10 protein-coding genes are annotated in these 11,912 nt (G+C 69.2%); 7 read left to right on the top strand and 3 right to left on the bottom strand.

Annotated elements, in window-relative coordinates:
• Window positions 1–69: 69 nt before the first annotated feature.
• Window positions 70–2,043, bottom strand: coding sequence for an SDR family oxidoreductase (locus DMC64_RS33465; protein ID WP_125736754.1), 1,974 nt, complete (start codon window positions 2,041–2,043; stop codon window positions 70–72).
• Window positions 2,044–2,101: 58 nt separating this feature from the next.
• Window positions 2,102–2,320, bottom strand: a complete 219-nt coding sequence (locus DMC64_RS33460) for a hypothetical protein (protein ID WP_039922712.1) — start codon at window positions 2,318–2,320, stop codon at window positions 2,102–2,104.
• Window positions 2,321–2,516: 196 nt separating this feature from the next.
• Here DMC64_RS33460 and DMC64_RS33455 point away from each other — a divergent pair, with 196 nt between their 5' ends.
• Entirely contained in the window at window positions 2,517–3,740 is a 1,224-nt protein-coding gene (locus DMC64_RS33455; protein WP_125736753.1) for an NAD(P)/FAD-dependent oxidoreductase, read from the top strand.
• 86 nt (window positions 3,741–3,826) lie between these two features.
• Here DMC64_RS33455 and DMC64_RS33450 read toward each other — a convergent pair whose 3' ends face one another.
• Window positions 3,827–5,086 (bottom strand): Bcr/CflA family multidrug efflux MFS transporter, encoded by a 1,260-nt coding sequence (locus tag DMC64_RS33450; RefSeq protein ID WP_125736752.1) that lies wholly within the window; start codon window positions 5,084–5,086, stop codon window positions 3,827–3,829.
• Between the two features lie 230 nt (window positions 5,087–5,316).
• Between DMC64_RS33450 and DMC64_RS33445 the strand changes: the two genes are divergently transcribed.
• From DMC64_RS33445 to DMC64_RS33420, 6 genes are read left to right on the top strand one after another with little or no spacing between them, the layout of a single operon-like run.
• Entirely contained in the window at window positions 5,317–6,177 is an 861-nt protein-coding gene (locus DMC64_RS33445; protein WP_125736751.1) for a fumarylacetoacetate hydrolase family protein, read from the top strand.
• Window positions 6,177–7,478, top strand: coding sequence for an enolase C-terminal domain-like protein (locus DMC64_RS33440; protein WP_125736750.1), 1,302 nt, complete (start codon window positions 6,177–6,179; stop codon window positions 7,476–7,478). Before DMC64_RS33445 ends, DMC64_RS33440 begins: the two co-directional genes overlap by 1 nt.
• On the top strand, window positions 7,475–8,236 hold the full coding sequence (locus DMC64_RS33435) for an SDR family NAD(P)-dependent oxidoreductase (protein WP_038509646.1): 762 nt from the start codon (window positions 7,475–7,477) through the stop codon (window positions 8,234–8,236). The genes DMC64_RS33440 and DMC64_RS33435 overlap by 4 nt, the downstream gene beginning before the upstream one ends.
• 25 nt (window positions 8,237–8,261) lie before the next feature.
• Window positions 8,262–9,299 (top strand): sugar ABC transporter substrate-binding protein, encoded by a 1,038-nt coding sequence (locus tag DMC64_RS33430; RefSeq protein ID WP_233629901.1) that lies wholly within the window; start codon window positions 8,262–8,264, stop codon window positions 9,297–9,299.
• Window positions 9,296–10,816, top strand: coding sequence for a sugar ABC transporter ATP-binding protein (locus DMC64_RS33425; protein ID WP_125736749.1), 1,521 nt, complete (start codon window positions 9,296–9,298; stop codon window positions 10,814–10,816). Before DMC64_RS33430 ends, DMC64_RS33425 begins: the two co-directional genes overlap by 4 nt.
• Complete coding sequence (locus DMC64_RS33420) at window positions 10,813–11,829, top strand: ABC transporter permease (protein ID WP_037342171.1); 1,017 nt, start codon at window positions 10,813–10,815, stop codon at window positions 11,827–11,829. Before DMC64_RS33425 ends, DMC64_RS33420 begins: the two co-directional genes overlap by 4 nt.
• Window positions 11,830–11,912 lie beyond the last annotated feature (83 nt).

The raw sequence follows: 11,912 nt of genomic DNA, 5'->3' as shown, positions 1-11,912 counted from the left end.
CCCCCGGCGTATCGGAAACCGATGGTAGCGGCCGGGGGCGTCCCCCGATCGAGCCCCGGCGGCGGGACGTCAGGGACGACGGCGCCAGACCAGCCGGGTGACCGCGCCCGCCACCGAGGCGAGCGGGGCCTTTCGGGGCAGGCCACGGGATTCCGGAGCGGACTCGGGCATCGCGCGGTAGACGAGGTGGGCGAAGAACCTGGCCGTCTTCGGTGCGACGAGCGTCACCAGTTCGGCGGCCGTGCCCTCGGGCAGGTTCAGGATCTCCGGCCGTTTCTCCAACGCCTTCACCACGAGCGCGGCGGCGCGTTCGGGAGAGCTCGACGGCATGCCGCGATAGGAACCGGTCGGGGCGATCATGTCGGTGCGCACCAGCGGCATCCGGACCGAGGTGAAGGTGACGCCGTCGGAAAGCGTTTCCCGCCCGGCGGTCAGCCCGAACTCCTCCAGCGCGGCCTTCGAAGCCAGGTAAGCGGAAAACCGCGGGGTGTCGGTCTGCAGTCCTTGGGTGGTCACGTTGACGACGTGGCCGAAACCGCGCGCGGTCATCGACGGCAGCAGGCCCAGCGTCAGCCGCACGGGTCCGAAGTAGTTGATGGCCATCGTGCGCTCGAAATCGTGGAACCGTTCGGTGGACAGCGAAAGCGATCGCCGGATCGAACGGCCCGCGTTGTTGACCAGCATGTCGACGGCGCCGTGCGCGGCGAGCACGTCCTTGACCAGAGCGTCGACGGCGTCGCCGTCGGTGAGGTCGCACGGATACGCGGACGCCTTGCCGCCCGCCGCGACGATCTGCTCGCGGACCTCTTCGAGTTCGTCGGCGCGCCTGGCCACGAGGATCACTTCGCCGCCCTTCGCGGCGACGGCGAGCGCCGACGCGCGCCCGATACCCGACGACGCGCCGGTGATGAGGACCTTGCGGCCGTCGAGTGGTTCCGGCCCGGGACGGCGGCGGCCGCGATCGGGATCCAGGTGCGCGAGCCAGTACCGGTAGAGCGGATCGGCGTACTCGTTCAACGGGGGCAAGGTGATCCCGCTGCCTTCGAGCGCGGCCGTGGTCGCGCTCGTGTCGAAGTCGACCTCCATGCTCAGATGCGGCAGGACTTCGAGCGGGATGCCGAGTTCCGCGAGCACCGCCGCGCGGGCCGACCGTCCGCCGGGGACCCGGTCGAAACCGGCGGCCGCGGATTTCGCCAGCCGGGTTCCCGCGCGCTTGAGCGCCCCGGAGGGCCGGGCGGGAAGGACGGCGGAGATCTTCGGCCCGCCCGCGGCCCGCGCGAACGCGTTGTAGACCTCGTGAAGCGGCTGCGGTCGCGGCGACGCGAGGTGGTAGGTGCTGCCACTGGGCGCGTCGATGTGCATGAGGTGTTCCATCGCTTCGACGACGTAGTCGACCGGAACGAGGTTCGTGGCGCCGAGATCCGGGGCGGCCAGCGGAAGACGGCGGGGCAGCGCGGCGAGCCGCGAGATCGCGGGGAGGAAGTAGTACGGACCGTCGATCTTGTCCATCTCGCCGGTGCGCGAATCGCCGGCCACGGCGGACGGCCGGTACACGCGGAACGGCGTTTTCCCGTGTCGTCGCACGAGTTTCTCCGCCTCGAACTTCGTCGCGTGGTACGGCGACGCGAAACCCTGGCCGAGGTCGAAGTCGGCCTCGGTGAACCGTCCGGCGTACTGTCCCGCGACCGCGATCGACGAGACGTGGTGGAAGAGCCCGGCCTTCGCGGCGGCGGCGAACTCCAGGACGTTGCGCGTGCCGTCGACGTTGGCCGCGCGGTTCGCCGCTTCGTCCGCGGTGAGGTCGTAGATCGCGCCGAGATGCACGACGTGGTCGAGGGGGCCCACGCGGGCGGGATCGATGCCCAGCGAGGGTTCGGTCAGATCGCCGGTGACGGGAACGAGCTTCTCGTGGCTCGGGAGCTTCCCGCGTGAGGTCTCCCTCACGAGAACATGGACGGCTACGGTCTCGGGTCGCCGTAGTAGGCGCGCGACCAGGCGTTTTCCCAGAAAACCCGTCGCGCCCGTCACGAAGTAGGTGGTCATGGCCGGCTCCTTCCGAACGGGGCCGACTCTACCTACTCAGAAGTAGGAACGGTAGTTGTCATTCACTGTGGTCCGGATGTTCGGCCACCGCGACCACGGCGTCGCGGAGCGCGGCGCGCAGGCGCCCCACGTCCAGCGGCCCGAGTACGGCGGCCTCTCCGGGCGGCGCCACGAGCACGATCTTGTCGCTGCTCACGAACACCGTCACGTCCCTGCGCCTGCCCGCGAGATCCCGGCAGCCGACCGACCATTCGTCCCGGGGTGCCAACGTCCTCATCCTCCCGTATCCCATGATCTCCCTTTCTTGTCCGAGGCTGGGACGAGGCGCTTTCGGGGGCGTGACGCCGATTACCCCATGTTCCTACTGATGGGTTAACCGATCCTGCATATCGTGATCGACTTCCGCTCTCGCTAGGCCGGAAGGGGACGAACGGGAGTAGCGTCCGGGGGAGGGACTGCTTGGGAGGTCATGGATGTCCGAACCCAGGAAGATCGTCATCGTCGGCGCCGGTCTCGCCGGGGCGACGGCCGCCGGGACGCTGCGAGAACGCGGTTACGAGGGCGAGATCGTGCTTCTCGGCACCGATACACATCGCCCGTACGAATTACCGCCCTTGTCCAAGGGACTTCTCATGGGCAAGACCGATGAACCCGACTGGGTGCACGGCGAAGGTTTCTATGGCGAAAAGGACATCGCCTTTCGGAGCGGGGTGACCGCGACCAGGATCGAGCTCGGCGCGCGGCTCGTGCACGACGACGCGGGCGGCGAGCACCGGTTCGACCGGCTCGTGCTCGCGACCGGCTCCCGGCCGCGCTCGCTGCCGGTGCCCGGTGGGGATCTGCCGGGGTTGCGGACCCTGCGCACCCTCGACGACGCGCTGGTGCTCCGCTCGGCGTTCAAGGACGCGCGGCGGGTGGTGATCGTCGGCGCGGGCTGGATCGGGACCGAGGCCGCGGCGGCCGCCAGGGAACACGGCGCCGAGGTGACCGTGGTCGACCAGGTCGGCTCGCCGTTGCTCGCGGTGCTGGGCGAGCAGGTGTCCGGCGTCTTCAAGGACCTTCACACCCAGCACGGGGTGAACTGGCGGCTGGGTGAAGGCGTCGCCGGCTTCACCGGCGGCCCGGACGGGGTGACCGGCGTCCGCCTTCGGAGTGGTGACGAGCTTCCCGCCGACGTCGTGCTGGTGGCCGTGGGCGCCGCGCCACGGGTCGATCTCGCGCACGCCGCCGGGCTGGAACTGTCCGACGACGGCGGTGTCTGCGCCGACGCCGGCCTGCGGACGGCCGCGCCCGACGTCTACGCGATCGGCGACATCGCCGCGCATTTCCATCCCCGCTACGGAAAACGCGTCCGCGTCGAGCACTGGTCGAACGCGAAGTGGCAGGGCGAGCACGTGGCCGGGAACCTGCTGGGCGAGAACGAGCCGTACCTGCGGAGTCCGTATTTCTTCTCGGACCAGTACGACCTCGGATGCGAGTACCGCGGCCTCGCCGACCCCGAAACCGACGAACTCGTGGTGCGGGGCGATCTCGCGGCGCGGGACTTCACCGCGTTCTGGCTGCGGGACGGGCAGGTGGCCGCCGCGATGAACGTCAACCAGTGGGACGACGGGGACGCCTTGAAGGCCCTGGTCGAGGGACGCGCGGCGGTGACCGCGGAGCAGTTGAGGACCGCCGATCTCACTTCGCTTGTCTGACGGTGTGGTGCCCCGGATGTCATGAAAGGGCCGTTCAAGACGTTTTTCGTCCTGAACGGCCCTTTCATGACATCCGGGGAAGGGGGTCAGGCCTCCTGGGCGACGGCCACGAGAGGCACCGAAGCCCGCGAAGGCCGCGTCATGGTCCCGAAGGCCAGCAGCGCCAGCACGCCGAAGCCCGCCATCACGATCCCCATCGGGACCGCGGTCCCCGGACCGCCCAGCCCGACCAGCGGCGTCGCCAGCCCGCCGACGACGAACTGCAGCACGCCCAGCAGCGCCGACGCCGAACCGGCGGACCGCGCCTGTTCGGCGAGCGCCAGCGAACTCGCGTTCGGCGCCACCATGCCGATACTCGACACCAGGATGAACAGCGGGATCAGCAGCCCGACCAGCCCGAGGTCCAGCACCGTCGCGGCCAGTACGCCGAAACCGGCCACCGCCGCGATCACCAGGCCGACGGTCAGCAGCGTCCGCTCCGGGAAACGTCCGACGATGCGCCCGTTCAGCTGTCCGACGGCCACGATGCCGATGCCGTTGAGCCCGAACACCAGGCTGTACGCCTGCGGGCTGAGCCCGTAGACACCCTGCAGCGCGAAGGAGGAGCCGGAGATGTAGGCGAACAGGCTGCCGAACATCAGCCCGGAGGCCAGCGCGTAGCCGAGGAAGCCGCGATCGCCGAACAGGCTCGCGTACTTCCGCAGCACCGAGCCGAACCGCGCGGGAGTGCGGCGTTCCTCGGGCAGGGGTTCCGGCAGCAGGAAGAAGACGACGGCGAGCAGGACCGCGCCGAACACGGTCAGGCAGACGAACACGCCGCGCCACGACGTCCAGTTGAGGATCTGGCCGCCGATGATCGGCGCCAGGATCGGGGCGAGGCCGTTGACCAGCATGAGCAGCGAGAAGAACTTCGTCATCGCGGTGCCGGAGTAGAGGTCGCGCACGGTCGCCCTGGCGATCACGATGCCGGCCGCGGCGCCGAAGGCCTGCACCCCGCGCGCGGCGATGAGCAGTTCGGCGGTCGGGGCGACGGCGCACAGGATCGAGCCGACCATGTAGAGCGCGAGCCCGGCCACGAGCGGTTTGCGCCGGCCGATCGCGTCGGACAACGGTCCGAGGATCAGCTGGCCGAGGGCGAGCCCGATGATGAACGCGCTGAGCGTGAGCTGCACGGTCGCGTCCGCCGCGCGCAGTTCGCCCGCCATCTGCGGCAGCGCGGGCAGGTACATGTCGATGGACAAGGGCCCGAAGGCGGACAGGCCGCCGAGGATCAGGACGAACCGGGCGCGTCCGGTCGTGAGAGGGCGCGCGACGGTTTCTTCCACTCGCTCGGGCGCGATGGTCATGCTCTTCCTTTCCCCAGCCAAGGTTCCGCGACGAACAACTTGCTTAGAGTAGGTAACTATTCCCGCTGTGAGTCTCGCCACCCAGACTTCGCAAGACTGATCCGATCAATTTTCGGGACAAATCCGGATGGCCCCTAGATCTTGGCGAAGGTCGTCGGGTATACATCGGATGTCTGTTCGTTGCTGTGGGAGCCGTTGATTGTTGACGGTTCGGCTGGAAGGGAAAATCCGTGCAGCTGTTGCGACTCGGGGAGCCGGGAAGTGAGCGTCCGTTCGTACGTGCCGGGGACGGCACGCTGCGCGACCTCTCGGCGCTGACCGCCGACATCGATGGCAGCTTCTTCGCGGGCGACGGCGTCGCCAGGGTCGCGGCCGCGCTGGCCGCCGGTGAGCTGCCCGAAGCCGGGCCCGAATTCACCTCGGCCAGGGTCGCCTCGCCGATCGCGCGGCCGGGCAAGGTCGTCTGCATCGGCCTCAACTACCGGCAGCACGCCGAGGAATCCGGCGCCGAGGTCCCGACCGAACCCGTCGTGTTCATGAAGGCCCCCGACGTCGTCGTCGGCCCGGAGGACGACGTGCTCGTGCCGCGCGGCTCGACCAAGACCGACTGGGAGGTGGAGCTCGGCGTCGTCATCGGCAAGACCGCGCGCTACCTCGAAAGCGTCGAAGAGGCCCTGGAGTACGTCGCGGGCTACACCGTCTCGAACGACGTGTCCGAACGCGAGTTCCAGCTCGAACGCGGCGGCACCTGGGACAAGGGCAAGTCGTGCGAGAACTTCAACCCGCTGGGCCCGTGGCTGGTCACCGCCGACGAGGTGGCCGACCCGCAGGACCTCGGCCTGCGGTTGTGGGTCAACGGCGAGAAGAAGCAGGACTCGTCGACCAAGGACATGATCTTCTCGGTCGCCCAGATCGTGCACTACGTGAGCCAGTACATGGTGCTGCGCCCCGGTGACCTCATCAACACCGGCACCCCGCAGGGCGTCGCGCTCGGCCAGCCCGAGCCGAAGCCGTACCTGACCGAGGGTGACGTCATCGAGCTCGAAATCGACGGCCTCGGCCGTCAGCGTCAGAACGTCAGGCAGGCGTGATGGCGAAGATCGTGGGCATGGAGGTGCTCGACGTCCGCTTCCCCACGTCGCGGGAGCTGGACGGTTCGGACGCCATGAACCCGGACCCGGACTACTCGGCCGCGTACGTCGTGCTGCACACCGACGGCGGTCCGGACGGCTACGGGCTCGCCTTCACCATCGGACGCGGCAACGACGTCCAGGCCGCGGCGATCCGCGCGCTGGAACCGCACGTCGTCGGCAGGGACGTGCCCACCGACGCGGCCGGGCTCGGCGACCTGTCGCGGGCACTGGTCGGCGACTCGCAACTGCGCTGGCTCGGCCCGGAAAAGGGGGTCGCGCACATGGCGATCGGCGCGGTGGTCAACGCCGCCTGGGATCTCGCCGCGCGGATCGCCGGTCTCCCCGTCTGGCGGTTCGCCGCCGGGATGTCGCCGGAGGACCTGGTCTCCCTCGTCGATTTCCGGTATCTCTCCGACGCGCTGACCGAACAGGAGGCGCTCGACATCCTCCGCGCCGCCGAACCCGGCCGCGCCGAACGGATCGCCAAGATCGAGCGCGACGGCTACCGCGCGTACAGCACTTCCCCCGGCTGGCTCGGCTACTCGGACGCGAAACTGGTCCGGCTCGCCGAACAGGCGGTCGCGGACGGCTTCGAGATGATCAAACTGAAGGTCGGCGGGAATCTCGAGGACGACGTCCGCCGGATGAAGCTCGCCCGTGAGACCGTCGGCCCGGACATCCGGGTCGCCGTCGACGCGAACCAGCGCTGGGACGTCTCGACCGCGATCACCTGGATGACCGCGCTGGCGCCGTACGACCCGTACTGGATCGAGGAGCCCACCTCGCCGGACGACGTGCTCGGGCACGCCGCGATCGCCAAGGCGCTCGCCCCGATCCGGGTGGCCACCGGCGAGCACGTCCAGAACCGCGTGGTGTTCAAGCAGTTGCTGCAGGCGGGCGCGATCTCGGTGCTGCAACTGGACGCGGCCAGGGTGGGCGGGTTCAACGAGAACCTGGCGATCCTGTTGCTGGCGGCCAAATTCGGGGTCCCGGTCTGCCCGCACGCCGGCGGGGTCGGGCTGTGCGAACTCGTCCGGCACCTGTCGATGTTCGATTTCGCGGCGGTGTCCGGGAGCGACACCGACCGGTCCATCGAATGGGTCGACCACCTCCACGAGCACTTCACCGATCCGGCCGCCGTCGTCGACGGCCGCTACGTCGCCCCGTCCGCGCCGGGTTTCTCGGCCCGGATGCACGACGCGACCCTGCGCCGGTTCACCTTCCCCGACGGTCCAGAGTGGACGGAGACAAACCAGTGAGTGAGTTCGAAGGCCTCGTCGCCGCCGTCACCGGTGGTGCCTCGGGAATCGGCAGGGCCACCGCGGACCTGCTCGCCGCGCGCGGGGCGAAGGTCGCGGTGCTCGACCTGAATCCCGGCGACCTTCCCGAAGGCCTCACCGGATTCCGCTGCGACGTCGGCTCCGACAAGGAGGTCCGCTCGGCGATCGACGCGGTCGCCGAGCGATTCGGCAGGCTCGACGTCCTGGTCAACAACGCGGGTATCGGCGCGCAGGGCGACGTCACCGCCAACAGCGACGACGAATGGCACCGGGTGCTCGACATCAACGTCGTCGGCATGGTACGGCTCGCGCGGGCGGCGTTGCCGCATCTGAAGAACTCGCCGTCGGCCGCGATCGTCAACACCTGTTCGATCGCCGCGTGGGCGGGCCTGCCCAACCGCGCGCTGTACTCGGCAAGCAAGGGCGCGGTGCTCTCGCTGACCCTGGCGATGGCGACCGATCACCTCGCCGACCGGATCCGCGTCAACTGCGTCTGCCCCGGCACCGCGGACACCCCGTGGGTCGGCAGGCTGCTCGACGCCGCGGGCGATCCGGAGGCCGAACGCGCCGCGCTGGCCGCCCGTCAGCCGATGGGCAGGCTGGTCACCGCGGACGAGGTCGCGAACGCGGTCGTGTATCTCGCCAGTCCGCTGTCGGCTTCGACCACCGGCACGGCGCTCGCGGTCGACGGAGGGATGTACGGGTTGCGTCCGCGCGGCCCGGTCCACCACCAGTAGTTTCGCTGCCATCAAGGAGGATGCGGTGCGTACGAGGGTGATCAAGGTGGCCGCCGCGGCCACCGCGCTCGGGCTGGCGCTGTCGGCCTGCGGGTCCACTAAGAACAACGCAGCCAATGCTCCCCAGGGCGGGGGCGGCAAGGTCGGCGCGACGATCCCGTTGCTGACCTCGCCGTTCTGGCAGGCCTACAACAACTACGTACCGCAGAAGGCGAAGGAGCAGGGCGTCGAGGCGCTGCCCACGGTCAACGCGGACAGCGATCCGGCGAAGCAGATCACCGACATCAACACCTTGCTCAACCAGGGCATCAAGGGCTTGGTCGTGACGCCGCTGGACTCCGCCGCCGTCGTGGCGGGCCTCAAGGCGGCGGAGAACAAGGGTGTCCCCGTGGTGGCCGTCGACGTCGCGCCGGAAGGCGGCAAGGTCGCGATGGTGGTGCGCGCGGACAACAAGGCGTACGGCACCAAGGCGTGCGAGGCGATCGGCGCGAAGGTCACTTCGGGCAAGGTCGTGCAGGTCATGGGCGATCTGGCCTCGGTCAACGGCCGCGACCGCTCCGAAGCGTTCCGGCAGTGCATGAAGGCGAAGTTCCCGGGCGTCCAGGTGCTGGAGGTCGCCGCCGAATGGAAGGCGGACAAAGCCTCGTCCGGCCTGGACAGCCTGCTGACCGCGAACCCGGACATCAAGGCCGTGTACATGCAGGCGGGTGGCGTGTACCTGGCACCGACCCAGCAGGCGCTCAAACGCAAGAACCTCTCCTTCCCGGTCGGCGATCCGAAGCACGTGGTGCTGGTCAGCAACGACGGCATTCCCCAGGAGCTGGCCGCGATCCGCGCGGGTGAACTCGACGCGACCGTCTCGCAGCCCGCCGACGACTACGCCAAGTACGGCATGTACTGGATCAAGAAGGCGATGGCGGGGGAGACCTTCAAGGCGGGGCCGACCGATCACGGCAGCACCGTCGTCGAGGTCCGGCCGGGGATCCTCGAAGACCAGCTCCCCGCGCCCGTCGTCACCAAGGACAACGTGGACGACAAGGCACTCTGGGGGAACAACCTGTGAGCGCGCTGCCCGCCGGGTCCGCCGCCGTGCCGGTGGTCAGCGCACAGGGTGTCGGCAAACGCTACGGGCCGACCGTGGCGCTGTCCGACGTCAGCCTCACCGTGCACCCCGGCGAGTCGCACGCGCTCGTCGGCCGCAACGGTGCCGGGAAGTCGACGCTCGTCTCCATCCTCACCGGACTGTCCAAAACGGACACCGGTCACGTCGAGTTCGGCGGTGTCCCCGCGCCGCCCTTGTCCAGACAGGACGACTGGAAACGCGCGGTCGCCTGCGTCTACCAGCACGCGATGGTCGTCCCGCAGCTGACCGTCGCGGAGAACCTGTACCTCAATCGCCAATCGGGCAAGGGTTTCGCGATCGGCTGGCAGCGATTGCGCCGTCAGGCTAGGGAATTGCTCGACTCCTGGGACGTGAGGGTCGACGTCGACACTCCGGCGGGCGAGCTCTCGGTCGAGGACCGGCAGTTCGTCGAGATCGCCAGGGCGCTCTCGTACGGTGCCCGGTTCATCGTGCTCGACGAGCCGACGGCGCAGCTGGACAGCCAGGCGATCGACCGGCTTTTCGCGCGGATGCGGCAGATGCAGGCGAACGGCGTGACGTTCCTGTTCATCTCGCACCACCTCCACGAGGTGTACGAGGTGTGCCAGGCGGTGACCGTGCTGCGCGACGCCAAGCACATCCTGACCGCGCCGGTCTCCGAGGTCGGCCGGGCCGAACTGATCGACGCGATGACCGGCGAACAGGGCGGCCTTTCCGTCCGCGACGCCGCCACGCGCGAGGCGCTGGACGAGGACGCCGCCGAGGTCCTGGCCGTCGACGGGCTTTCCGGTGACGGCTTCGCGGACGTGACGTTCCGGATCCACCGCGGCGAGGTGATCGGGCTTGCTGGCAGCAACGCCAGCGGCAAGCATCAGGTCGCCGAAACCGTGTACGGACTCCGTTCGCCGTCCTCCGGCACGGTCCGGGTGGACGGGAAACCGCTGAAACCGGGCGACATCCCGGCCGCGATCCGCGCCGGGATCGGCTGTGTGCCGAGGGATCGCCATCACGAAGGACTGGTGCTGGAGCACTCCATCGCGGACAACGCCACACTGTCCATTTTGGATCGCATGGGCAAGGGCGGTCTCGCCGCGCCGGGCGCGCGGTACGGCCGGGCCGTGCGGGCGTTGCGGGACTACGACATCGTCGCTGCCGGCGCGGACCAGCCGGTGTCCGACCTTTCCGGCGGCAACCAGCAGAAGGTCGTCCTGGCCCGTGCGCTGGCCGGTGACCCGCGCCTGGTGGTGCTGATCAACCCGACCGCGGGTGTGGACGTCAAATCGAAGGAGGCGCTGCTCGCGGTCGTCGACCGGGTGCGGGCCGAGGGCAAGGCGGTGCTGATCGTCAGCGACGAGCTGGACGATCTCCGCCTGAGCGACCGGGTGCTGGTGCTGCGTGCCGGCGCCGTGGTCGCCGAACACCGGGCGGGCTGGTCCGACGGCGACCTGGTGGCCGACATCGAAGGAGTCGAGCGGTGACCGAACTGATGACCGATCCGAAGACTTCGACGCTCACGGCCCCGCCGAAGCGCCGGAAGTTCCGCTGGCTGCGCGAACTCGCGCTCGTGCCGGCGCTCGTCGTGGTGCTGATCATCGGAGGACTGATCAGCGACACGTTCCTGACCTTCGGCAGCATCGTCGGGATCCTGTCCGCCTCCGCCGCGCTGTCGATGGTGGTGCTGGGCGAATCGCTCGTACTGCTGACCGGGAAGTTCGACCTGTCACTGGAATCCACCATGGGCATGGCGCCCGCGCTGGGCGCGATGCTGGTCATCCCGGTGGCTTCTTCGGGATTCGGCACCGAGATCCCCGGTTTCGCGGGCATCCTCGCCGTGCTGGTGGCCGGTGCCGCGGTCGGCTTCGTGAACGGTTTCCTGATCGTCAAACTGAAGCTGAACGCCTTCATCGTCACGCTCGCGATGTTGACGGTGCTGCGCGGCACGCAGATCGGTTCCACCCAGGGGAAGACGCTCTTCGACCAGCTGGACGTGTTCACCGCGCTCGCCACCACCACGTTCATCGGGCTGCCGATGTCGGTGTGGCTGGCCGCGGCGCTGTTCACCGTGTTCGGGCTGGGGTTGCGGTATCACCGGATCGGCCGGTCGCTGTACGCCATCGGCGGCAACCGGGAAGCCGCGCGGGCCGCCGGTATCCGCGTCGACCGGATCTCGTGGGGTGTCTTCGTCGTGGCCGGTGTGCTGGCCGCGCTGGGCGGGCTCGCGTACACCGGGTACGTCGGCGCGCTCGGCGCGGACCAGGGCGACGGATTGATCCTTCAGGTGTTCGCCGCTGCGGTGATCGGCGGTGTCTCACTGGACGGTGGGAAGGGCACCCTGGTCGGGGCGCTCACCGGTGTGCTGCTGCTGCAGACCGTCACCAACCTGCTGCAGGTGGCGCAGGTGCCGCCGGAATGGCTCAAGGCGATCTACGGCGTGATCATCCTGGTCGCGTTGATCATTTCCCGCTACGCCGGTGGGAAGGCCCAGACCTAGCCCCCTCGCCGATGCGATGAACGGTCCTTTCCTTGCAAATTTTGCGAGGAAAGGACCGTTCCTAGCGCGCGAAGGGCCGGTTA

The sequence above is a fragment of the Amycolatopsis sp. WAC 04197 genome (assembly GCF_003947475.1).
In the GTDB taxonomy this organism is placed as follows: domain Bacteria; phylum Actinomycetota; class Actinomycetes; order Mycobacteriales; family Pseudonocardiaceae; genus Amycolatopsis; species Amycolatopsis japonica.
Note: the sequence above shows the minus strand (reverse complement) of the source record. Positions and strands in the feature narration are given on the sequence as shown.